General features: G+C 72.6%; 25 protein-coding genes and 1 riboswitch. Of the genes, 14 read left to right on the top strand and 11 right to left on the bottom strand.

What is annotated here, in order from left to right:
* Positions 1 to 62 precede the first annotated feature (62 nt).
* From ACWDXC_RS26140 to ACWDXC_RS26130, 3 genes are read right to left on the bottom strand one after another with little or no spacing between them, the layout of a single operon-like run.
* The gene (locus ACWDXC_RS26140) at positions 63 to 281 is read right to left on the bottom strand and encodes a hypothetical protein (protein WP_449986201.1); all 219 of its coding nucleotides are present in this window, start codon (positions 279 to 281) and stop codon (positions 63 to 65) included.
* Entirely contained in the window at positions 278 to 418 is a 141-nt protein-coding gene (locus ACWDXC_RS26135; protein ID WP_449986200.1) for a hypothetical protein, read from the bottom strand. The genes ACWDXC_RS26140 and ACWDXC_RS26135 overlap by 4 nt, the downstream gene beginning before the upstream one ends.
* Positions 419 to 440: 22 nt before the next feature.
* Positions 441 to 1,295: a hypothetical protein gene (locus tag ACWDXC_RS26130; protein ID WP_449986199.1), complete on the bottom strand. Its 855-nt coding sequence runs from the start codon at positions 1,293 to 1,295 to the stop codon at positions 441 to 443.
* A 218-nt stretch (positions 1,296 to 1,513) separates the two neighbouring features.
* Here ACWDXC_RS26130 and ACWDXC_RS26125 point away from each other — a divergent pair, with 218 nt between their 5' ends.
* From ACWDXC_RS26125 to katG, 3 genes are read left to right on the top strand one after another with little or no spacing between them, the layout of a single operon-like run.
* A complete protein-coding gene (locus tag ACWDXC_RS26125; RefSeq protein WP_449986197.1) occupies positions 1,514 to 2,863 on the top strand; it encodes an FAD-dependent oxidoreductase in 1,350 nt (449 codons plus the stop codon).
* 51 nt (positions 2,864 to 2,914) lie between these two features.
* The gene (locus ACWDXC_RS26120; protein ID WP_357591772.1) at positions 2,915 to 3,334 is read left to right on the top strand and encodes a Fur family transcriptional regulator; all 420 of its coding nucleotides are present in this window, start codon (positions 2,915 to 2,917) and stop codon (positions 3,332 to 3,334) included.
* Positions 3,335 to 3,358: 24 nt separating this feature from the next.
* A complete protein-coding gene (gene katG, locus ACWDXC_RS26115; protein ID WP_449986194.1) occupies positions 3,359 to 5,590 on the top strand; it encodes a catalase/peroxidase HPI in 2,232 nt (743 codons plus the stop codon).
* Between the two features lie 43 nt (positions 5,591 to 5,633).
* Here the strand turns inward: katG and ACWDXC_RS26110 are convergent, their stop codons facing one another.
* On the bottom strand, positions 5,634 to 6,890 hold the full coding sequence (locus ACWDXC_RS26110) for a vanadium-dependent haloperoxidase (protein WP_449986192.1): 1,257 nt from the start codon (positions 6,888 to 6,890) through the stop codon (positions 5,634 to 5,636).
* Between the two features lie 143 nt (positions 6,891 to 7,033).
* Between ACWDXC_RS26110 and ACWDXC_RS26105 the strand changes: the two genes are divergently transcribed.
* The 3 genes from ACWDXC_RS26105 (at position 7,034) to ACWDXC_RS26095 (ending at position 10,401) form a co-directional block, all read left to right on the top strand.
* On the top strand, positions 7,034 to 8,440 hold the full coding sequence (locus ACWDXC_RS26105; protein ID WP_449986190.1) for an MFS transporter: 1,407 nt from the start codon (positions 7,034 to 7,036) through the stop codon (positions 8,438 to 8,440).
* 10 nt (positions 8,441 to 8,450) lie between these two features.
* Positions 8,451 to 9,302 carry a DUF72 domain-containing protein gene (locus tag ACWDXC_RS26100; protein ID WP_364168229.1) on the top strand — a complete coding sequence of 284 codons (852 nt, stop codon included), beginning with the start codon at positions 8,451 to 8,453 and terminating at the stop codon, positions 9,300 to 9,302.
* A gap of 67 nt (positions 9,303 to 9,369) precedes the next feature.
* Complete coding sequence (locus tag ACWDXC_RS26095) at positions 9,370 to 10,401, top strand: NAD(P)-dependent alcohol dehydrogenase (protein ID WP_219498822.1); 1,032 nt, start codon at positions 9,370 to 9,372, stop codon at positions 10,399 to 10,401.
* On the opposite strand, the gene thiC is transcribed toward ACWDXC_RS26095, so the two are convergent.
* The gene (thiC, locus tag ACWDXC_RS26090; protein ID WP_449986189.1) at positions 10,388 to 11,878 is read right to left on the bottom strand and encodes a phosphomethylpyrimidine synthase ThiC; all 1,491 of its coding nucleotides are present in this window, start codon (positions 11,876 to 11,878) and stop codon (positions 10,388 to 10,390) included. The two genes, ACWDXC_RS26095 and thiC, sit on opposite strands and share 14 nt — an antisense overlap.
* A riboswitch (TPP riboswitch) is annotated at positions 11,870 to 11,982 on the bottom strand. It overlaps the preceding gene by 9 nt.
* 64 nt (positions 11,983 to 12,046) lie before the next feature.
* Positions 12,047 to 13,009 carry a hypothetical protein gene (locus ACWDXC_RS26085; RefSeq protein WP_449986187.1) on the bottom strand — a complete coding sequence of 321 codons (963 nt, stop codon included), beginning with the start codon at positions 13,007 to 13,009 and terminating at the stop codon, positions 12,047 to 12,049.
* A gap of 400 nt (positions 13,010 to 13,409) precedes the next feature.
* On the opposite strand from ACWDXC_RS26085, the gene ACWDXC_RS26080 reads away from it, so the two are divergent.
* The 4 genes from ACWDXC_RS26080 to ACWDXC_RS26065 all read left to right on the top strand — a co-directional run bounded on the left by ACWDXC_RS26080 (position 13,410) and on the right by ACWDXC_RS26065 (position 16,385).
* Positions 13,410 to 13,583 (top strand): hypothetical protein, encoded by a 174-nt coding sequence (locus ACWDXC_RS26080; protein ID WP_364168224.1) that lies wholly within the window; start codon positions 13,410 to 13,412, stop codon positions 13,581 to 13,583.
* Positions 13,584 to 13,634: 51 nt separating this feature from the next.
* The gene (locus ACWDXC_RS26075) at positions 13,635 to 14,603 is read left to right on the top strand and encodes an AraC family transcriptional regulator (protein ID WP_449986185.1); all 969 of its coding nucleotides are present in this window, start codon (positions 13,635 to 13,637) and stop codon (positions 14,601 to 14,603) included.
* A gap of 73 nt (positions 14,604 to 14,676) precedes the next feature.
* Entirely contained in the window at positions 14,677 to 15,897 is a 1,221-nt protein-coding gene (locus ACWDXC_RS26070) for a styrene monooxygenase/indole monooxygenase family protein (RefSeq protein WP_449986183.1), read from the top strand.
* Positions 15,894 to 16,385, top strand: coding sequence for a flavin reductase family protein (locus tag ACWDXC_RS26065; RefSeq protein ID WP_357591750.1), 492 nt, complete (start codon positions 15,894 to 15,896; stop codon positions 16,383 to 16,385). Before ACWDXC_RS26070 ends, ACWDXC_RS26065 begins: the two co-directional genes overlap by 4 nt.
* 4 nt (positions 16,386 to 16,389) lie before the next feature.
* On the opposite strand, the gene ACWDXC_RS26060 is transcribed toward ACWDXC_RS26065, so the two are convergent.
* Together ACWDXC_RS26060 and ACWDXC_RS26055 are read right to left on the bottom strand one after the other, a co-directional pair.
* Entirely contained in the window at positions 16,390 to 16,572 is a 183-nt protein-coding gene (locus ACWDXC_RS26060; RefSeq protein ID WP_219498838.1) for a hypothetical protein, read from the bottom strand.
* A gap of 31 nt (positions 16,573 to 16,603) precedes the next feature.
* Entirely contained in the window at positions 16,604 to 17,068 is a 465-nt protein-coding gene (locus ACWDXC_RS26055) for a MarR family winged helix-turn-helix transcriptional regulator (RefSeq protein WP_364168220.1), read from the bottom strand.
* Positions 17,069 to 17,122: 54 nt separating this feature from the next.
* Here ACWDXC_RS26055 and pip point away from each other — a divergent pair, with 54 nt between their 5' ends.
* Complete coding sequence (gene pip, locus ACWDXC_RS26050) at positions 17,123 to 18,070, top strand: prolyl aminopeptidase (protein WP_449986182.1); 948 nt, start codon at positions 17,123 to 17,125, stop codon at positions 18,068 to 18,070.
* Here pip and ACWDXC_RS26045 read toward each other — a convergent pair.
* Positions 18,067 to 18,306 carry a hypothetical protein gene (locus ACWDXC_RS26045; protein ID WP_219498861.1) on the bottom strand — a complete coding sequence of 80 codons (240 nt, stop codon included), beginning with the start codon at positions 18,304 to 18,306 and terminating at the stop codon, positions 18,067 to 18,069. The genes pip and ACWDXC_RS26045 overlap by 4 nt on opposite strands.
* A gap of 44 nt (positions 18,307 to 18,350) precedes the next feature.
* Entirely contained in the window at positions 18,351 to 18,860 is a 510-nt protein-coding gene (locus tag ACWDXC_RS26040) for a VOC family protein (RefSeq protein ID WP_375074762.1), read from the bottom strand.
* 126 nt (positions 18,861 to 18,986) lie between these two features.
* Between ACWDXC_RS26040 and ACWDXC_RS26035 the strand changes: the two genes are divergently transcribed.
* Positions 18,987 to 19,175 carry a hypothetical protein gene (locus ACWDXC_RS26035; RefSeq protein ID WP_219498867.1) on the top strand — a complete coding sequence of 63 codons (189 nt, stop codon included), beginning with the start codon at positions 18,987 to 18,989 and terminating at the stop codon, positions 19,173 to 19,175.
* Here ACWDXC_RS26035 and ACWDXC_RS26030 read toward each other — a convergent pair.
* Positions 19,164 to 20,393, bottom strand: coding sequence for a saccharopine dehydrogenase family protein (locus tag ACWDXC_RS26030; RefSeq protein ID WP_449986181.1), 1,230 nt, complete (start codon positions 20,391 to 20,393; stop codon positions 19,164 to 19,166). The genes ACWDXC_RS26035 and ACWDXC_RS26030 overlap by 12 nt on opposite strands.
* Positions 20,394 to 20,474: 81 nt before the next feature.
* On the opposite strand from ACWDXC_RS26030, the gene ACWDXC_RS26025 reads away from it, so the two are divergent.
* Positions 20,475 to 21,176 (top strand): TetR/AcrR family transcriptional regulator, encoded by a 702-nt coding sequence (locus tag ACWDXC_RS26025; protein ID WP_219498887.1) that lies wholly within the window; start codon positions 20,475 to 20,477, stop codon positions 21,174 to 21,176.
* A 71-nt stretch (positions 21,177 to 21,247) separates the two neighbouring features.
* Positions 21,248 to 21,913, top strand: coding sequence for a DUF998 domain-containing protein (locus tag ACWDXC_RS26020; RefSeq protein ID WP_449986179.1), 666 nt, complete (start codon positions 21,248 to 21,250; stop codon positions 21,911 to 21,913).

The raw sequence follows: 21,913 nt of genomic DNA, 5'->3' as shown, positions 1-21,913 counted from the left end.
CGGCCACGTCAGCCTCCCGTCCGTCACCTGCGGGTTCAGCGTACGCCCGACTCGGCGGACGTTCACCGCGTCGGCGTGAAGGACGAGAGGGCCGCCCAGACGACGACGACGGCGAGCACGACCCCCACGCCGAGCCGCCCCAGGCCTGAGGCCCGCACCGTCGGCCGCCTCAGGACCCAGTCGCGTCCCCGGCGGATGAACCCGGCCGCCGGCACCAGCAGCCACCAGTGGGAGTGCGCGGTGGCCGCCAGCGCGACGAGGACGACCGGCAGCCCGATCACCCCGGCAGGACGGTCGTGGCGCAGAACCAGCCGGTGCCCGGTCTGCCGATCCCGAACGTCGTGAGGATCACCGGCCCGGACGCGGCCAGGACCGCGCCGGCGCGTAACGCTCCCGCCGCCGGCTCGCGCACGGACATCACCCTCCCTGAGGCGACCGGATCAGGTGTTGCCCGAGTCCTCGGGGATGGGGGTGTTCTCGTCGCGGGTGTACTTCAGCAGGGCGGCCTCGGTGATGACCTCGTCGGCGGGCGGGGCGGTGACGGCGAGGCGGAACCCCCAGCCGGTGTAGCGCGTGTCGCTCCGCTTGACCAGGGGGCTCTTGCCCGTCCCGGCGGTGTCGTTGGTGATCAGGCGCTTGAGCAGCCCGTCACGGCCCGTCCAGAGCTGCCAGGAGACCTTGCCCTTGCTCCGGGCGGTGATGGCCTTGCCGGACGACCAGTTGACCAGTGTGCCCTTGGCGGTCTTACGCAGCTCCGCGTAGCTCATCGTGCCCCGGTAGAGGCGCCCGCCGGGGACGGCCTTGCTCGTCGAGCACTTCAGCAGGGCCTTCACCAGGGCCGGGTCGTACACGTCGATGGGCTGGAGGCTGGCGTCCCCGGCCAGGTCGCGGCCGAAGCGGCCCCGGTGGCGGTCGGGGTAGATGATCCAGTTCTTGCCGGACGGGACCGGGCCGGACACGTGGCTGCGGCTGACGTACACGTCCTTGCGGACGCGGATCACCCGGTGGGACCTGGACTCGCCGAGGTCGCGCCAGGACAGGTCGGCGGCCACCGGGCCCGACGGGGATAGCTGGACGCGGCCGGTGATCCGGGTCCCGGCGGGCTTGGCCTTCGTGCCGAAGGAGTAGCGGGTGGTCTCGGTGACGCGGACGCCGTGCTCGTGCCGGAGCTGCCGCTTGAGCGCGCTCGCCGGATCGGGGGCGGCGTCGGCGGCCTGGGCGGGGGCGGCTTGGGCATGGCCGACGGGGACGAAGGCGATCAGGAGGGCGGCGGCGAGGGTGACCCGTCGTCTCATGGAATCGGTCCTTGCTCGGGGGCGCTGTGAAGGCGGTCCCCAAGGGTATCGCGCGGCTTTCCGCCTGTCCCGTCCGGAAAAGCGCGTCCGGGAAAGCGCGTCCGGTGACAGCGGGTCCGGAAACGAGTGGGGTCCGAAAAGGGCGTGTCCGGTGATAGCGGGTTCGTCCCGTGGTTTAGGGGTGGGGTGGCGGACGGGCCGCGGTCATCGTGGGTGTCATGAGGCATGCCGTCGTCATCGGAGCCAGCGTCTCCGGCCTGCTGGCCGCCGCCGCGCTGAGCAGGATCGCCGAGCGGGTCACCGTGCTCGACAGGGACCGGCTGCCCGGGGAGGACGTGCACCGGCGCGGCACGGCGCAGAGCCGGCACGCGCACGGCCTGCTGGCGCGCGGGCTGGAGGTGATGGAGCTGCTGCTTCCCGGCCTGACGGTGGAGCTGATGGAGCGGGGGGCGTTCGGCGGGGATCTGCAGGCGGACTGCCGGTGGATCAACGAGGGGCGGCGGCTGGCTCCGGCGCCGGGCCGCATGCCGGGGCTGCTGGTGAGCCGGCTGCTGCTGGAGGGGCAGATCCGGCGGCGGGTGAGCGCGCTGCCGGGGGTGGAGGTGGCCGGGGAGAGCCAGGTGGCCGACCTGACGCATAGCGGCGACTGGGTGACGGGGGTGCGGCTCGTCTCGGGGGAGACGGTCAGCGCGGACCTGGTGGTGGACGCGTCGGGGCGGGGCTCGCGGATGCCGGCGTGGCTGGGGCAGCTCGGGTTCCCGGCGCCCGCCGAGGAGCGGGTGGAGATCGACCTGACGTACACGACGCGGGTGTTCCGCCGCAGGCCCGACGACCTGGCCGGGGACCCGGTGGTGATCATGGCGGCGACCAGGGCGGTGCCGCGCGCCGGGGTGGCGCTGGCGATGGAGGGCGACCGGTGGATCGTCACCATCGGCGGCTACGGCGACGCGCCGCCCGCCGACCTCGACAGCTTCGTCGCGTACGCGAGGTCGCTGCCCGCGCCCGACATCCACGAGCTGGTCTCCCGGGCGGAGCCGCTGGACGAGGGGGCCCACCACCGGACCCCGGCCAGCGTGCGGCGGCGGTACGAGCGGCTGCCCCGCTTCCCGCGCGGGCTGGCGGTCGTGGGTGACGCGGTGTGCGCGTTCAACCCGATCTACGGCCAGGGCATGAGCGTGGCCGCCGTGGAGGCGCTGCGGCTGGGCGAGTGGGCCAGGCGCGACCGGCCCGCCCGCGAGCTGTTCCGGTCGATCGCCCGGGTCGTCGACGCGCCGTGGGACATCGTGGCCGCCAACGATCTGCGCCTGCCCGGGGTGCGCGGCCGGCGCACCGCGAAGATCAAGATGGTGAACGCCTATCTGGAGCGCTTCCATCGCGCCGCCGAGCACGACACCGAGCTCGGCCGTCGCTTCCTGCGGGTGGCCAACCTCCTCGATCCGCCGTCGGCGCTCCTGCGTCCGGCGTGCCTTTTCCGCGTGTTACGCGGGGGCTCGGACGTGGTGCGCGGCGATACTGGAGGCGCGGTGCCGGCGGGGGAGCCGAGCTATCCGGCGCGGCACCAAAATTAAACGATTCGTTATCTTGTACCGTTCGCCTTTGCGTAGGTAAGTTTGGCGGCCATGACCGCACCGACCATCGCCGAGGAGCTGCGCGGGGCCGGCCTGCGGGTGACCGCCGCCCGCGTCGCCATGCTCCAGACCGTCCGGGACGGTGACCACCTCGGCGTCGAGGCGATCGCGTCCGGGGTGCGTGACCGTGTGGGACACATCTCCCTGCAGGCCGTGTACGAGGCGCTGCACGCCCTCACCGCGGCCGGGCTCGTACGCCGGATCGAGCCCGCCGGCAGCGCCGCCCGCTACGAGGGCCGCGTGGGCGACAACCACCACCACATCGTCTGCCGGTCGTGCGGCGCTGTCGCCGACGTCGACTGCGCGGTCGGCCACGCGCCGTGCCTGAGCGCGGCCGACGACCACGGCTTCGCGATCGACGAGGCCGAGGTCATCTACTGGGGCCTGTGCCCCCGATGTTCCAGCTCCTGAGCAAGAAAATCCCGGAAGGATTCCATGTCCGAGAACCATGATGCAATCGTCACCGACCCGAAGACGGAGGCAACGGGAGGCTGTCCGGTCGCGCACGATCGCGCCCCGCACCCCACCCAGGGCGGCGGCAACCGCCAGTGGTGGCCGGAGCGGCTCAACCTGAGGATTCTCGCCAAGAACCCGGTCGTGGCCAACCCGTTCGGCGGGGACTTCGACTACGCCGAGGAGTTCAAGAGCCTCGACCTGGCGGCCGTGAAGCGGGACATCGCCGAGGTGCTGACGACCTCGCAGGACTGGTGGCCCGCCGACTTCGGCCACTACGGCCCGTTCATCATCCGGATGGCCTGGCACAGCGCGGGCACGTACCGGATCAGCGACGGCCGCGGCGGCGCCGGGGCCGGCCAGCAGCGCTTCGCGCCCCTCAACAGCTGGCCCGACAACGCCAACCTCGACAAGGCCCGCCGCCTGCTGTGGCCGGTCAAGAAGAAGTACGGCCGCAAGCTCTCCTGGGCCGACCTGCTGATCCTGTCCGGCAACGTGGCGCTGGAGTCGATGGGCTTCCAGACGTTCGGCTTCGCCGGCGGCCGCGAGGACGTGTGGGAGGCCGACGAGGACGTCTACTGGGGCCCCGAGTCCACCTGGCTCGGCGACCAGCGCTACAGCGGCGACCGCGAGCTGGAGAACCCGCTGGCCGCCGTCCAGATGGGCCTCATCTACGTCAACCCCGAAGGCCCGAACGGCAACCCCGACCCGCTCGCCGCGGCCCGCGACATCCGCGAGACGTTCCGCCGGATGGCGATGAACGACGAGGAGACGGCCGCCCTGATCGTCGGCGGTCACACGTTCGGCAAGACGCACGGCGCCGGCCCGTCCGACCACGTCGGCCCCGACCCCGAGGCCGCCTCCATCGAGGAGCAGGGCCTCGGCTGGCGCAACAGCTTCGGCACCGGCAAGGGCGGCGACACGATCACCAGCGGCCTTGAGGGCATCTGGACCAACACGCCGACGACCTGGGACAACAGCTTCCTGGAGATCCTGTACGGGTACGAGTGGGAGCTGTTCAAGAGCCCGGCGGGGGCCCACCAGTGGCGGCCGAAGGACGGCGCCGGCGAGGGCACCGTGCCCGACGCGCACGACCCGTCGAAGAGCCACGCCCCGACGATGCTGACCACCGACCTGTCGCTGCGCTACGACCCGATCTACGAGCAGATCACCCGGCGCTGGCTGGAGCACCCCGACGAGCTGGCCGACGCCTTCGCCCGCGCGTGGTTCAAGCTGACCCACCGCGACATGGGCCCGGTCGCCCGCTACCTCGGCCCGGAGGTCCCGTCCGAGGTGCTGCTGTGGCAGGACCCGCTGCCCGCGGTGACGCACGAGCTCGTCGACGCCGCCGACGTGGCCGCGCTCAAGGAGCAGGTGCTGGCCTCGGGCCTGTCGGTGTCGGAGCTGGTGTCCACCGCGTGGGCGTCGGCCTCGTCGTTCCGCGGCAGCGACAAGCGCGGCGGCGCCAACGGCGCGCGCATCCGCCTCCAGCCGCAGATCGGGTGGGAGGTCAACGACCCCGACCGGCTCGCGACCACGCTCGGCACGCTGGAGGGCATCCAGAAGGCGTTCAACGGCGCCCAGACCGGCGGCAAGCAGATCTCGCTCGCCGACCTGATCGTGCTCGCCGGCTGTGCGGGCGTCGAGAAGGCCGCCAAGGACGCCGGTTTCGCCGTCCAGGTCCCGTTCACGCCGGGCCGGGTGGACGCCTCCCAGGAGGAGACCGACACCGAGTCGTTCGCCGCCCTGGAGCCGACCGCCGACGGGTTCCGCAACTACCTGGGCAAGGGCAACCGCCTCCCGGCCGAATACCTGCTCATCGACCGGGCCAACCTGCTCACGCTGAGCGCCCCCGAGATGACGGTCCTGGTCGGCGGCCTGCGCGTGCTGGGCGCCAACTACCAGCGCTCGCAGCTCGGCGTCTTCACCGCGACGCCCGGCGTGCTGACCAACGACTTCTTCGTCAACCTGCTCGACCTGGGCACGACCTGGAAGGCGACGTCCGGCGACGCGACCACGTTCGAGGGGCGCGACGCCGCCACGGGCGAGGTCAAGTGGACCGGCAGCCGCGCTGACCTGGTGTTCGGCTCCGACTCCGAGCTGCGTGCCGTCGCCGAGGTCTACGCCAGCGACGACGCCAAGGAGAAGTTCGTGACGGACTTCGTCGCGGCCTGGAACAAGGTCATGAACCTGGACCGGTTCGACCTGGCCTAGTCACGGCGTCAGGGCCGGTCCGCGCCGGACCGGCCCTGATCCGTCAGCGCCTCGGCCTGAAGTGGTGCTTCACCATGTAGGCGGTCACCTGCCTGCCGATCTTCGCGCCGGCCACGTCGGCCGCGCGGGTGTGGATGCCGCCCCAGATCCGCGCCTCGGTGACCTCGGCCAGCGCATGTGAGAAGCCGCGGAAGTGCCTGGTCGTCCCGGCGTCGTGGCTGAACCCGCTGAACGGGATGTCGTCACGGCCGAAGAAGTGCGTCAGCGCCGACATGCCCGCCCCGCTGAAACACGTGTGCCCGGACGTGTAGTCCGGATGCGGCGGCGTGACCAGCAGCGGCGTCCAGCCGGGATCGGCCGCCGTCTCGGGGTTGCCGTCGCCGTCGGCCTCCCGGATCGCGGTGACCGGCCGCCAGAACGCCCACCGCGCCTTCTCGTTGTAGCAGGCGATCGTCGCGTCGGCCTCGGCCATGCCGACCATCGCGAACATCCGCGCCGTCCGCAGCGTGCTCAGCCGCTGCGTCGTGGCGAGCTGCCGCTTGATCTCCCACTCGGCCAGGTGCCGGTCGTGCCACCAGATCGCGGCCTGCGTCTGGTCGGCCGTGCGCAGCGTGCTGTCCTTGCCGCCGACGGCCTTGACCTCGTTGAAGTCGCGCGCGTACTGCTCGCTGGTCAGCGCCGGCGGGCCCGAGGTGCGGAACATCGACGGCCGCGGGAGCATGAACGGTTTCAGCTCGCCCACCCAGGCGCCGTCCGACCCGAAGCCGGGCGGCGTCGGCCGCCACCGGCCCGGCTCCGTCCCCGTCGGCCACGTCTGATCCCCGAACGCCCCGTCGTCCCGGCGCGCCGCGACCATCGCCGCGGCCGCCCGCGCCCCGACCGCGATCCCGCGCCGCTTGGCCGCCCCGTCGGGGACCGCCGCCAGCGACTCGCCGTACTGCGCCTCCAGCCTCTCCCGCTGCTCCGGGAACAGCGCCCGCAGCACGCCGAACGCCGCCGACGCCACGGCCGCCTCCGCCGACGCGCTCCCGCCGGCCTTCGGCGCCACCAGATACGGCTCGTACGGGCTGCCGGCGATCGCGTTCACCGCGTCGTAGACGGCGCCGTGCACCATGGCGAAGCTGCGCGCCTGCACCTGCGGCTGCTGCCTGGCCACCTCCCAGATCGCCGTCTCGGCGTTCCTGTCCCACACGATGACGGCGTTCTCCGGCGCTCGCGCCTCGGCCGTGCTCGCGCCGGGCGTCCCGGCCACGACGACGAGTGCCACCACTGCTCCGACGGCCTTGCGTAATGCGGACATGCAAGCAACGTACCTCCCGGAAGATCGCCCAGATAGAGGCGCCTTCGACCGAGGGTGGAGGGTTCGCCCACCGGGCTTGCTGGTGGGCGGGGGCGCTGGGCGCGGGAAGTCTCCGGGGCCGGTGCAACGACACGCTTGAAGCCATGACTTCAACGGACGACGCGGTCGAGGCCGCGTCCTGGCGGGAACTGCTGGGCCCGCGCCATCTGGGTTCGGCGGTGGTGCTGGCGGGTGGTGTGCTCGTCGGCGCGATCAACATCTACCTGGCCTCCAGCCTGCTGCCCACGGCGGTGGCCGACATCGGGGGCGCCGGCTTCTACGCCTGGAACATGACGTTCTACCTCGTCGCCATGGTGATCGCGACGATGCTGGTCAGCCGGGTGCTGGCCCGGTGGGGGAACGTGGGCGCGTACCTGATGGGGTTCGGCGTGTTCGTGGCGGGGTCGCTGGCGTGCGCGGTGAGCCCGGCGATGCCGGTGCTGCTGGTCGGGCGGGGCGTGCAGGGGCTCGGGGCGGGGCTGCTGTCCGGCCTGGGGTTCGCGGTGATCCACTCGGCGCTGCCGCGCCGGTTGTGGACGCGCGGAAACGCGCTGATGTCGGCGATGTACGGGGTCGGCAACTTCGCGGGTCCGGCGCTCGGGGGGCTGTTCGCGCAGTTCGGGTCCTGGCGGCTGGCGTTCGTGGCGATGGCGGGGATCGGGGCGGTGTGCGCTGCGATCGTGCCCCGGGTGGTGCCGCGCGGTGAGCGCGGGGGAGGGCGGACGCCGGTGCCGGTGGTGTCGCTGGTGCTGGTGACGGCCGCCACGGTGGCCGTGAGCCTGGCCGGGGTGCTGCCCGGGACGGCGGCGATGGCGGCCGGGGTCGCGGTGGCGCTGCTGCTGGTCGGCGGGTTCGTGGCGCATGAGCGGCGCAGCGGGAGGCGGGTGTTCCCCCGGACGACCTACACGGCGGGGTCGGCGCTGAAGTGGGTGTATCTGACGATCGGGCTGCTGACGTTCGGCGTGGCGGTCGAGACGTTCGTCCCGCTGTTCGCGCAGCGGCTGGGCGGGCTGCCTCCGGTGACGGCGGGGCTGCTGGGTGCGGCGGTCTCGCTCGGCTGGTCGCTGACGCAGCTCGGCAGCGCCTCAGCGGCAGGCGGTCGCGTGGTGCGGCGGCTGTGCGTGCTGGGGCCGCTGGTCCTGGCGCTGGGCTTGCTCGCGCAGGGCCTGCTGCTGAGGGACGCGGCGCCGGGCCGGCTGATGCTGGTGTGGGCTCCGGTGCTGGTCGTGGCGGGTTCGGGGATCGGGCTGGCGTATCCGCATCTGTCGGTGGCGGCGATGTCGAGCACGTCGGATCCGGCGGAGGGCCGTCAGGCGGCTGCCGCGATCGCCACGGTGACGAGCCTGTCGATCGCGTTCGGCACGGCGGTGGCCGGGGTGTTGCTCAACGCCGGGGGCGCGTCGATGCTGACCTCGGCCCGGTACGTGCTGTTCGGGTTCGCGCTCGTCTGCGCGGTGGGCGCCGTCACGGCCCGCGCCGCGAACCGGCGGGCCGGTGCGGAGACCCGATAGCGTCGGGTGCATGCGGCTTCATGTGGGTTGTGCGATGTGGACGCACGCGCCGTGGCAGGGTCGATTCCTCCCCCATCCGCTCGCGCAGGGCGAGCGGCTGCGGGCGTACGCGACGTGGTGCAACGCGGTCGAGGGCAACACGACGTTCTACGCGACGCCGTCGCGGAGCACGGTGGAGACGTGGGCGGCCCAGACCGATCCGGGGTTCCGGTTCGTGGTGAAGCTGCCGAAGGCGATCACGCACGAGCGGCGCCTGACGGGGGCGCAGGAGGAGCTGGGGGCGTTCCTGCACGCGATGGAGCCGCTGGGGCCCCGGGTGCACGCGCTGTGGGTGCAGGTGCCGGGGTCGTTCGGGCCGGGTGACCTGGGCGCGCTGGCCGCGTTCCTCCGCAGGCTGCCCGCGGGGCTGCGCTCGGCGGTGGAGGTGCGGCATCGGGCGTTCTTCGAGGACGAGCGGGCCGTGGGGCAGTTGGAGCGGGTGCTGGCGGGGGCGGGCGCGGAGTGGGTGCCGTTCGACACCACGACGCTGTTCGGCAGCCCGCCGACCAGCGACGCCGAGCGTGACGCGTGGACGAAGAAGCCGCGCGTCCCGCGCCGGGCGCGGGCGCTGACGGACCGGCCGATCGTCCGCTACCTGGGCAGGGACGACGTGGACCGGACGGTGGCGGGCTGGCAGGGCTGGGTCGGCACGGTGGCCGGGTGGCTGCGCGAGGGCCGTTCGCCGACGGTGTTCGTGCACACGCCGGACAACGCCGAAGCCCTGCCGCTCGCCCGGCGCTTCCACGACGAGGTACGGGCCCGCGTTCCCGGGCTGGAGCCGTTGCCCGAGCCGATGCCCGCCGAGCCGCCGACGCTGTTCTGAGCTCGGGATTTCGGCCGCCCGGAACGTGGCATGTACCGGGGGAGGGGCTCGGGAAGCGAGGAGAGGCATGAAAGCTGTCCAGTTGGCCGGCCAGGGGAGCATGCCCGAGGTCGTGACGGTGCCCGACCCCGAGCCGGCTCCCGGTGAGGTGCTGCTCCGGGTCAGGGCGTCCGGGATGTGCCATTCGGACATCGCGGTGATCGAGAACCCGCTGCTCGTCGGGGGCAGCCTGCCGCTGATCCTCGGCCACGAGGGCGCGGGCACGGTGGCGGCGCTCGGCGACGGGGTGACGGGCGTCGAGGTGGGCCAGGACGTGGTGGTGTACGGGCCGTGGGGGTGCGGCACCTGCCGCAACTGCTCAAGGGGCGCGGAGAACTACTGCACCCGGGCCCAGGACCTCGCCATCAAGCCGCCCGGCCTGGGCGCTCCCGGCGCCATGGCCGAGTACATGATCGTCGACGACGTCCGCCACCTGGTCCCGGTGGAGGGGCTGGACCTGGCGCAGGCGGCGCCGCTGACCGACGCGGGGCTCACGCCCTACCACGCGATCAAGCGGAGCCTGGCCAAGCTGGTGCCGGGCAGCACGGCGGTGGTCATCGGGACGGGCGGGCTGGGCCACATGGCGGTCCAGATCCTGCGGGCGATGAGCGCGACGCGGGTGATCGCGCTCGACATCAGCGAGGAGAAGCTGGAGCTGGCCAGGGAGATCGGCGCGCACGAGACCGTGATCTCCGACGAGGCCGCCGCCGGCCGGGTGCGGGAGCTGACCGGCGGGCTGGGCGCCGACCTGGTGCTGGACTTCGTCGGCATCCAGCCCACCGTGACGCTGGCGGGCGCGTGCGCGGGGGTGTGCTCGGACGTGACGATCGTCGGGGTGGCCGACGGCCGCCTGCCCGTCGGGTTCGGCAGCGGCCCGTACGAGATGGCGGTGTCGGTCCCCTACTGGGGCGGCCGGGACGAGCTCATCGAGGTGCTGGCGCTGGCCCGGTCGGGCGCCATCGGCGTGCGCGTGGAGCCGCACTCGCTCGACGAGGCGCCGCGCACGTACCAGCGCCTGCACGACAACGAGATCGTCGGCCGGGCCGTCATCGTCCCGTGAGGTCGCGCAGCTCGTGGCTGATCCGCATCGAGCAGAACCTGGGCCCGCACATCGAGCAGAAGTGCGCGTTCTTGGCGGGTTCGGCGGGCAGCGTCTCGTCGTGGAAGGCCCGCGCGGTGGCCGGGTCGAGCGACAGGTCGAACTGGTCCTCCCAGCGGAACTCGAACCGGGCGTCCGACAGCGCGTCGTCCCACGCCTGGGCCTGCGGGTGGCCCTTGGCGAGGTCGGCGGCGTGCGCGGCGATCTTGTACGTGATCACGCCGGTCTTGACGTCGTCCCTGTTGGGCAGGCCGAGGTGCTCCTTGGGGGTGACGTAGCAGAGCATCGCGGTGCCGTACCAGCCGATCATGGCGGCGCCGATGCCCGAGGTGATGTGGTCGTAGCCGGGCGCGATGTCGGTGACCAGCGGGCCGAGCGTGTAGAAGGGGGCGTCGTCGCAGATCTCGCGCTGGAGGTCGACGTTCTCCTTGATCTTGTGCATGGGCACGTGGCCGGGGCCCTCGATCATCACCTGGACGTCGTGGTCGCGGGCGATCCTGGTCAGCTCTCCCAGCGTGCGCAGCTCGGCGAACTGGGCCTCGTCGTTGGCGTCGGCGATCGAGCCGGGGCGCAGGCCGTCGCCCAGCGAGAACGACACGTCGTAGGCGGCGAAGATCTCGCACATGTCGGCGAAGCGCTCGTACAGGAAGCTCTCGCGCCCGTGGGCCACGCACCAGGCGGCCATGATGGAGCCGCCCCGGGAGACGATGCCGGTCTTGCGCCCGGCGGTCAGCGGGACGAACGCGTGGCGCACGCCGGCGTGCACGGTCATGTAGTCGACGCCCTGTTCGCACTGCTCGATCAGCGTCTCGCGGAACACCTCCCACGACAGCTCGGCCGCCTGCCCGCCGACCTTCTCCAGCGCCTGGTAGAGCGGCACGGTGCCGACCGGGACGGGGGAGTTGCGGATGATCCGCTCGCGGGTGGCGTGGATGTCGCGGCCGGTCGACAGGTCCATGATCGTGTCGGCGCCCCACCGGGTGGCCCAGGTCATCTTCTCGACCTCCTCGGCGATCGAGGAGGTGACCGCCGAGTTGCCGATGTTGGCGTTGATCTTCACGAGGAAGTTGCGGCCGATGATCATCGGTTCGGACTCGGGGTGGTTGACGTTGGCGGGGATGATGGCCCGGCCCGCGGCGACCTCCTGCCGGACGAACTCCGGCTCGACGCCCTCCCGGACCGCCACGAACTCCATCTCGGGCGTGATCGTCCCGGCCCGCGCGCAGCCCACCTGCGTGACGGGCCCGCCTGCGCGGGCCCGGATCCACTCCGCGCGCCTCGGCGCCAGCCCCCGGGCCAGGTCGACGGTGACCTCCGGGTCGGTGTACGGGCCCGAGGTGTCGTAGAGGCGGACGCGCTCGCCGTTGGACAGTCTGATCTCGCGCATCGGCACGCGGAGATCCCCGGTGTAGACCTTGGAAAAACGCGCGTCGCTCATCGCGCAACTCCCTTCGCCGGCATTACCCGGAGCAGGTTCTGGCGGTCGGCGGCTGGGCAGCCGTCCTCTCAGCCCGGTCGCACCGGGCTCCCGCGTTGGACCCGGTCAACGTAACCCGGCGAAGAAAGTCATGCAAGATCGGCTGAATTAGTGGCGGCCGTTTATGGCTCAGTCGAGGCCGAGTTCGCGGCGGGCGCGAGCGTAGCGGCGGCCGGGGGTGAGCGAGCCGGCCGACCAGGGCAGGATCTCCGGGACGCGGCGGCCGGCGTTCATGAGCAGGCTCTGGGCGCGCGCGTGGTGGCCGCCGTAGTAGAAGGCGGCGCCGAACAGGTGCATCGCCTCCACGGACCGGGGGTGCGGCCGGGGCCTGGCGTGCCAGGTGTCGACGGCGTCGATCAGCTCCTCGGCCACGTACGGGTCGCGGAAGTGCGATTCGAGCACCTCCTGGGCGTCGCGGCCCGAGGCGGCGATCTCGCTCCAGGCGACCTCGAAGTGGGCCAGCGGCAGCATCGCGGTGACGAGGTCGCCGGGGCGTGCGGTGGCCGCGGCGGTGCGGGCGAAGGCCAGCACCTCCTCGTCGGAGCCGTGCCACTTGCCGCACAGCGCCTGGGCGCGGGTGTAGTGCCCGGCGAACAGGCGCGGCGCGCGGCTGGTCAGCTCCTCCCACAGGCGGTCCAGCTCGTCCCGGTCGCCCAGTCCCATGGCCTGCCACTGCAGGACGTCCCACGGCACCGGGTCGGCAGGGTCCGCCTCGGCGGCCCGGCGCAGCGGCTCGGCGGCGGTGGCGAGCTGCTCGTGGAAACGGCCGGTGAGGTCGTCGCGCAGCTCCCAGGCGTGCTGCACCCGGGCCGCGCCCAGCCACAGCAGCGCGTCGGGGTCGTCGCCGGCCAGCTGCTCAAGCGCGTCGAGGTGCGCCTCGGCGGCCGTGGCGAGCTCGGTGACGCGCAGGGCGCGCAGCTCGTGGTCGTCGCGGGCCTGCCTGATCAGGTCCAGGCCACGCTCCAGCCGCCCGGCGCGGACGCGGCGCAGGGCGAGGTCCAGCGCGGGGTCGTGCCACGCCCTGCCCACCTGCATGCGGGAGGTCTTCTCCAGGACGAACGCGGCGGCGCGAAACACCTTGACCGGGATCACGGCTGATGAATATCGCGAAGTGTCGTGCCGGCGCAATGAGAAATACGCCATGTCGGATCATTGAGCTTATTAAGCTGCGGTTATATGGCACGACAATTGCTCTGGCCATTTTCAGCTTATCTCGGGGACGCCCGGAGGTATCCCGATGTGCGGTGAACCGCTGATGCCGGCCCCGGTGGCCGCCGCACTCGCCGAGTACCGGAGGCTGCGCGACAGTCACGGGCCGTGCTGGGGCGAGGAGCCGCTGGCGTACGTGACCCAGGCCTGGGGAGGATCCGGCGCACCGGCTCGGCGAGGTGGACGTGGACCGCGTCGTGCGTGACGCGCTCGGCGCCGACGTGCCCGACAACCTGCCCGCGCTCCGGCTGACGCCCGCCACACCAGCCCGGTCTACCTGGACGTGGCCGGCGGGCACGTGGCCAGGCAGGCGGACGTGCGCTGGTGCCTGGCCTGGCTGGACCGGCTGGCCGAGGTGGTGCGCGAGTTCGGCCGCTTCGACACCGAGGAGCAGTACGGCGACCACCTCGACCTGTACGAACGCGCCAGGAAGGTGTATCGGAGCCGGCTCCCCTGATCTGTGCTTTTTTGCCTGGAACGCTGCCGCAGATCATGTCGATGATCGGGCATGGACGGTGTTCTGCTCGGCAACAGCCCGCTGTTCGCCAGCTCGGATCTCGACGAGGTGCGGGAGCAGGTCGGACGGGTGTTCTGCCCGCACCGGCTGGACGTGACCGGCGACGCCGGGCTGCTGGCCGCCCGCTTCAACTCCGCACAGCTCGGCTCCGTGCGCGTCAGCTACCTCGACTACGGCGCCGAGGTGCGCATCGAGCCGGGCGAGCTGGAGTCGTTCTACCTGGTGCAGATCCCGATCGCCGGGCGCAGCCTGATCCGGTGCGGCGGCCAGGAGATCGTCTCGACGCCGGGGCTGGCCTCGCTGCCGTCGCCGACCGAGCGCCTGGACATGCGCTGGGGCGCGGGCTGCCCGCAGCTCATCGTCAAGTTCGACCGGCAGGCCGTGGAAGGCGCGGTCGAGCAGTTGCTCGGCGAGCCGGTCACCGAGCCGGTGGTGTTCGACCTGGGCGTGGACCTGACCGGCGCGTGGGGGCAGGGCTGGCGGGCGATGGCCGGGCTGCTCGTCGGCGCGGCCGAGACCGGAGGCGCGCAGCCGCTGGCCGCCGCCCATCTGGAGAACGCCCTGCTGTTCAGCCTCGTCACCACGCAGCCGTCCAACTACCTGGGCCGGCTGATCGCGCCCCGGCCCGCGGCGGTGCCCAAGGTGGTGCGCCGGGCGATGGCGTTCATCGACGAGCACGCCCACCTGCCGATCACCACCGGCGACGTGGCGCGGGCCGTGGCCGTGAGCGTCCGCTCGCTCCAGGAGGGCTTCCGCGCCCACCTCGGGATCACCCCGATGGCGCACCTGCGCGACGTGCGGCTGGCCCGGGTGCACGCCGAGCTGCTGGCGGGCGACCCGGCCCGGTGCACGGTGACCACGGTCGCCGCCCGCTGGGGCTTCCTCCACCAGGGCCGCTTCGCCGCCGCCTATCGCGACAGGTACGGCCGCGCGCCCTCGGCCACGCTGCGGCTGAGCTGACTCCGCGTCCAGCGGACGGGATCCGCGCTCAGCGGATGGCTCGGCCGGGGGGCCGGAAAATACCGTTCCCGGTATGCGAAAGATTCTGATCGTCGGCGCCGGGCAGTCTGGACTGCACCTGGCGCTCGGGCTGCTGAAGAACGGTTACGACGTCACCGTGGTCTCCAACCGGACCCCGGACGACATCCGCGACGGCCGGGTCATGTCGAGCCAGGCCATGTTCGGCACCACGCTGGGTCACGAGCGCGCGCTCGGCCTGGACCACTGGCCGCACTGCCCGCCCATCGACGGCATCCGGTTCGCCGTCGCGGGGCCCGACGGCGGCCAGGCGATCGGCTGGGCGGCCCGGCTGCGCGAGCCCGCCCGCAGCGTCGACCAGCGGGTCAAGATGCCCGCCTGGCTGGCGGAGGTCGAGGCGCTGGGCGGCCGGGTCGAGATCCGCGACGTGACGCCCGCCGACCTGGAGACCTACGCCGCCACGCACGACCTGGTCCTGGTGGCCGCCGGCAAGGGCAAGATCGCTTCGCTGTTCGAGCGGGACGCCGCCAGGTCCCCCTACGACGCGCCGCAGCGGGCGCTCGCGCTCACCTACGTCACCGGCCTGGCGCCCAGGCCGGAGCACTCGGCGGTGTGCTTCAACGTGATCCCGGGCGTGGGCGAGTATTTCGTCTTCCCCGCGCTGACCGTGACCGGCCCGTGCGAGATCATGGTGTTCGAGGGCGTCCCCGGCGGCCCGATGGACTGCTGGGGCGAGGTGCGCACCCCCGCCGAGCACCTGGCCACGAGCCGGTCGATCCTGGAGACGTTCCTGCCGTGGGAGGCCGCCCGGTGCGACGGGATCGAGCTGACCGACGCGATGGGCACGCTGACCGGCCGGTTCGCGCCGACCGTGCGGCGGCCGGTCGCGGTGCTGCCCACCGGCGCCCCGGTGCTGGGCGTCGCCGACGTGGTGGTGCTGAACGACCCCATCACCGGCCAGGGCGCGGGCAACGCGGCCCGGTGCGCCGCCGCCTACCTCCAGGCGATCCTGGAGCACGGCGACCGGCCGTTCGACCAGGCGTGGATGGAGCGCACGTTCGAGCGGTTCTGGGAGCAGGCGCGGCACGTCACCGACTGGACCAACGCGCTGCTGGCCCCGCCTCCGCCGCACGTGCTGGAGATCCTGGGCGCGGCCGGGTCGCTGCCCGAGGTGGCCTCGCGCTTCGTCAACGGCTTCGACGACCCGACGGACTTCGCCGAGTGGTTCATGGACCCGGACAGCGCCCGGCGCTATCTGGCCGAGGTGTCGTCATGAGGGCGCTGCGTGACGCGCTCGGCCGTTACGCCACCGGGGTGGCCGTGGTGACCACCGCCCTGCCCGGCGAGCGCGCCGGGCTCACGGTGAACTCCTTCGCCTCGGTGTCGCTGGACCCGGCCCTGGTGCTGTGGTGCCTGTCGAGCCGGGCGCCGAGCGCGCCCGCGTTCCTGCGGGCCGGCCGGTTCGGGGTGAACGTGCTGGCCGCCGGGCAGGAGGAGCTGTCGCGGCGGTTCAGCAGGCCGGCTCCGGACAAGTTCGACGGGGTGGCGACGCGGCTGACGCCCACGGGGCTGCCGGCGCTGGCGGGCGCGCTGGCGTTCTTCGCCTGTCGTACGGTGAGCGCGCAGGAGGCGGGCGACCATCTGGTGATGGTGGGAGAGGTCGAGCACTTCGAGTGGCAGGAGGGCGACCCGCTGGTCTTCCACGCGGGCCGCTATCGGGAGCTGTGCGCCAGGGACGGCGCGCTGGCGCGGATCGGCGCCTGACCGGTCAGACGGCGCACAGCTCCGGCTCGACGGGGGAGGGGTCGTCGAGCCCGTGAAGCAGGATCGCGGCCAGCTCGCGGCGCTGGACGCTGGTGAGCGTCATGGGGAGCACGATCGGCATCAGCTCGATCGCCCCGGCGGGCAGCTCCCGGACATGGCAGGGCAGGAGGGAGAAGGTGTGAACCACCCGCTCACTATCGCAGGCCCCACCGACAAGATCAGCCCGTTTTACCGGCCTCTGACGACAGGCGTTCGTGGAAGGGGCGGCGCCTGAGCGCGTCGGCGGCGGCCTGGAGGACGTCGGTGAGCGGCATGGGGAGCTCGGCGTCCAGGGTGCGCACGGCGCGCTCGGTGGCGGCCCACTCGGCCTCGATGGCGGGCAGCGCCCGGCGGGTCTGGTCGGTCAGGTGGACGATGCGGCGGCGGGCGTCGCTCCCCTTGGCGAGGGTGACCCAGCCGGCGCGGCGCATCTGCTCGACGGTCTGGCTGGCGGCGGAGTGGGTGACGCCGGTGGCCTCGGCGAGGTCGCGGATCGCCATCGGCCCGGCGGATGCCAGGGCGCGGACGGCGGGGGAGAAGCGCGGCCGGTAGCCCTCCAGGCCCTGCTCGGCGTAGGTGGCGGCGATGGCTGAGTCCATCAGGTCGTGAAGGTGGCGCAGCAGCGTGCCGAGGCTCGCGGTCATGGGGCTAATATAACAGCGCTGTTAGATCTGAGCCCCATCGGGAGGAGCGCGACCATGTATCCGCGAATTGACCCGTACGACCAGGGAATGCTCGACGTGGGCGACGGCAACCTCGTCCACTGGGAGGTGAGCGGCAACCCCGACGGCAAGCCCGCCGTCATCGTGCACGGCGGGCCGGGGTCCGGGGCCGGGCCGCGCTGGCGTGAATACTTCGACCCGGAGCGCTATCGGCTGGTCCTGTTCGACCAGCGCGGGTGCGGGCGCAGCACGCCCGACGCCGCCGACCCCGGCACCGACCTGTCCGTCAACACGACCGACCACCTGCTGGCCGACATGGAGCTGCTGCGCGAGCACCTGGGCATCGACCGCTGGCAGCTCTTCGGCGGCTCCTGGGGCACCACGCTGGGCCTGGCCTACGCCGTGCGCCACCCGGACCGGGTCACCGAGGTGATCATGTCGGGGGTCGCCACGACGCGCAGGCACGAGGTCGACTGGATCACCAGGGGCGTCGGGCGCTACTTCCCCGAGGAGTGGGAACGCTTCCGCGACGGCGTGCCGGAGAAGGACCGCGACGGCGACCTCGCCGACGCCTACGCGCGCCTGCTCGCCGACCCCGACCCGGCCGTGCGCGACCGGGCGGCCCGCGAGTGGTGCCGCTGGGAGGACTCCCACGTACGGGTGAACGCCGACCACCAGCCCGATCCGACGTTCGAGGACCCGGTGTTCCGGATGCGGTTCGTCCGGCTGGTGACCCACTACTGGCGCAACGCCGCCTGGCTGCCCGACGACGAGATCATCACGGGCGTCGAGCGCCTGGGGCACGTGCCCGGGGTCCTGGTGCACGGCCGGCTCGACATCAGCACGCCCCTCCAGACGGCCTGGGACCTGTCGCGGGCGTGGCCGGGCTGCGAGCTGATCGTGGTCGAGGGCGCGGGGCACTCCAACGCCTACGCGGGCGTCAGGGAGGCCCTGCTGGCCGCCACCGACCGGTTCGCCCGTTAACGGTCGTCGTCCTCGTCGACCAGGGTGTCGAGGGCGCGGGTGACGGCGTCGCCCAGCGGCCGGAACGCCTCGGTAAGGGCCTCGGCCAGCGGCGCGAAGATCTCGGTGACCTCGCGCAGGAGGTCGTCGCCCTTGTTCTCGGGAGGCGCCCAGCGCATCGCGTCGGCGCTCAGCGTCTCCCACTCGTCGACGACGCCGTCGATGGCGTCGAGCACGTGGTCGGGATCTCTCGGCATGACGTTCTCCAAGAGAAGGAAACTGGTCCTCCCACGGTAACCCGCTAGCCGGGGATCGACACCCCGACCCCGCCCCGGGTCTGCCCGCCGTATCGGGCCCGGTCGGCGGCCAGGTCCAGCGGCCGGATGCGGGACCGGGCCGCGAGCAGGGCCTCGTCGACGAACGCGGCGGGCACCAGCCAGGAGACCTCGAACTCCAGGCCGTCGGGGTCGCGCGCGTACAGGGCCTTGGTGGTGGCGTGGTCGGAGGCGCCGACGAGCGCGCCGAGCTCGCTCAGCCTGGCGGAGATGCGCTCCAGCTCGTCGAGCGTGTCGACCTCCCATGCCAGGTGGTAGAGGCCGACGGCGGTGCGCCCGGCGGGTGACGGGCCGGCGTCCTGGCCGATCTGGAACAGGCCGAGGTCGTGGTCGTTGGTCGAGCCGGGCGCCTGGAGGAAGGCGGCGCCCGGCATGCCCATGACGACCTCGAAGCCGAGCGCCTCGCGGTAGAAGGCGACGCTGCGCTCGACGTCCCGGACGTACAGGACGGCGTGGTTGAGTCGCTGGACAGGCATGACGGGCCCCTTTCGTTTCGTTCAAATTTATATGAGGCGTCAACTAAGCCGACGCGAGAGCCGGAGCGCGAAAACTGTCGCCGGCACCCCGTAAGGTCTACGGCGGTAGCCGAGTGAGGAGACGGGATGCGTGAGACGGAAGAGGCGCTGTTCAGGGTGGTCCACTCGATCGCGGGGCGGCTGGCCGGCCAGCCCGTGCCCGTGGTGATGGACGCGCTGGCCCGGCAGCTCCCTCCGGCCCCCGGCATCAACCTGGCGGAGATCCGGCGCATCGCCGAGGAGATCAGCGTCGGCCGCGACCCGTCAGGCCTCTGACGGCACCTGCTCCCGCATCCGCCACGGCGACCCGTACTCCTCCAGCAGGTCCAGGAACGGGCGGGCCGGAAACGCCTCGGGACCGAGCACGCCGGTGCCCTTCCACACGCCGGTGGCCAGCAGCTCCAGCGCGACGACCGGGTTGACGGCGGTCTGCCACACGACGGCCTGGGAGCCGTACTCGCTCATCGACCACTGGTTGTCGACCACGTGATAGAGGTAGACCTCGCGCGGTGACCCGCCGCTCACGCCCTTCACCCAGGTGCCGGCGCAGGTCTTGCCGCGCATCCTGGCGCCCAGCCCGGCGGGGTCGGGCAGCACGGCGGCCAGCAGGTCGCGCGGCGAGACGCGGGCCGGGCCCTCCTCGGTCGGCACGGTCACCGGGTCGGTGCGGTCGAGGCCGAGCGCGCGCAGGGTCTTGAGCTTGGCGATGAAGTCCTCGCCGAGCCCGTACTTGAAGGTGACCCGGCCGGCGTCGACCCAGCGGGGCACCAGCAGCACCTCCTCGTGCTCGACGTTCACGCACTCCACCGGGCCGATGCCCTCGGGGAAGTCGAAGACCTCCGGCTCGCTGAACGGCTCGGTGGTGTACCAGCCGCGGTCCTGCTCGTAGATGAGCGGCGGGTTGAGGCACTCCTCGATCGTCGTCCAGATGGAGAACGACGGCGCGAACTCGTAGCCGTCCACGGTCAGGTTGGCGCCGTCGCGGATGCCGATCTCCTCGATCTCGTCGAAGAGCTCGTCGGCGGCGTAGCGGGCGAAGACGTCGGCGAGGCCCGGCTCGACGCCCATCCCGACGAGCGCGAGCCGCCCGGCCTCCGTCCACGCGCCGGCGCGGGCGAACTGCTCGTCGCCGAGCTTGACCCCGGCCTTCTCGTACGGCCGCTCGGGGTGCGGCCTGGACATGGACATGGCCATGTCCAGATAGTCGGCCCCGGCCGCGAGCGCCGCCTCGAACAGCGGCATCACGAAGCGCGGGTCGGTGGCGTTGAGCAGCACGTCGCAACGGTGCTCGCGGAGCAGGTCGGTGACCGCGGCCTGGTCGGATGCGTCGGCGCGCACGGCGGTGAAGCGGCGCGGGTCCAGCGGCGCCACGGCCGCCTCGGCACGGGACAGGTCGTAGTCAGCGACCACCATATGGTCGAAGAACGAGCGGCGGGTGGCGATGCGGGTGACGGCGGTGCCCACACCGCCGGCGCCCATGAGCAGAACACGCATGACAACTCTCCCCAAATCGGTGTTCTCCCAGGAAAGGCCAGTAGGCTCGTCAACGTCAATGGTGTTGGCATAAGGGGCGACATGGCCAAGCGAGTGGTTCCCGACGCGGCACGCCAGCGGCGCCGCCGCACCAAGGAAGGCCAGGTGCTCACCCACGACCTCATCGTGGAGACCGCCCTGCGCATGCTGCGCGAGCACGGCGCCGCCGGGCTCACCGCCCGCCGGCTCGGCCTGGCCCTGGGCGCCGACGCGAGCACGATCTACCGCTACTTCCGCGGCATGGACGACCTCACGCTGGCCATCGCCGACGAGCTGTTCGCGCACGCCCTGACCGGCTGGCGGGCCACCGGCGAGTGGCGTGCCGACCTGCGCAGTCTCGGCCTCAGCATCTACGACGCCTACCTGGCCCACCCGCAGGCGGCGGTGCTGACGGCCAGCCGGGTGGCGGGCCGGCCGCACGAGGTGGCGGTGGACGAGACGATCCTGGCGATCCTGCGCACGGCGGGCTTCCCCGACCCCGACGCGGTCCGGATCTACCACGCCTTCATCGACCAGGCGCTCGGCTTCGCCGTCCTGGACGCGGCCACGCTCGCCCTGCCCCCGGCCACGCGGGCGGCCGACGAGCAGGTCTGGCAGGCCACCTACGCCCGGCTGCCCGCCGCCACCCACCCGCACATCGCCGCCACGGCCCACCTGCTGGTGGCCAACATGAACGACAGCGCCTACCCGGCCGCCCTGGACCTGCTCCTGGCCAGTGCCACGGCGCAACTGGCCGCCCTCTAGGGGGCGCCTCAGGGACGGGTAGGGGGGAGGCCCGGATGCGCCGGGGGCCCCGCCGGGCGAAGGATGGCCCCATGTCCGCAGTCAAGAAGGCCTATCCGCTCATCGCGTGCGCCGCGATCGTGTTCGCGGTGTCCGGGGTGGTCATGGGGCAGTTCGGCCCTGACCCGTACCTGGACCCGCTGAACGTGACCGTCAGCGAGTACGCCGTGGCCGACCGCGGGGGCGTCACGGAGGTCGCGATGGCGGTCATGGCCCTGGGGTCGCTGGCGCTGCTGGCGGGGCTGCGGGCGGCGGGGGCGCCGGTCAGGGGGATGCCGGAGCGGCTGATGCTGGTGTGGTCGGGGGCGCTGTTCGTCGCGGCCGTCATCCCGACCACGCCGCTCGGCGCGGACCTGGACGTGGCCGCGCAGGTTCACCGGTACGTGTCGGTGGCGGCGTTCGTGGCGCTGCCCGCGGCGGGGGCGCTGCTGGTGCCGAGGCTGGCCGCCGACCCGGTGTGGAAGCCGGTGGCCAGGACGGTGGAGTGGCTGGCGCTGGCGGGCGGGCTGGGGCTGCTGGCGATCACGTACGTGGCCCTGCCGGGGGAGCGGGTGATGATCGGGCTGGTGGAGCGGGTGCTGCTGGGGGCGGAGGTGGCGCTGCTTGCGGTGCTGGCCGCCTGGCTGGTACGAGTGGTGTGGGTGGGGAAGACGGTGAATTTCCCGACATATCACAGATTTATCGCTAGTCGATCTTAA

The sequence above is a fragment of the Nonomuraea sp. NPDC003214 genome, from assembly GCF_053590035.1.
The sequence above is the reverse complement of the archived record's forward strand: the minus strand, read 5'-3'. Positions and strand labels throughout refer to the sequence as shown.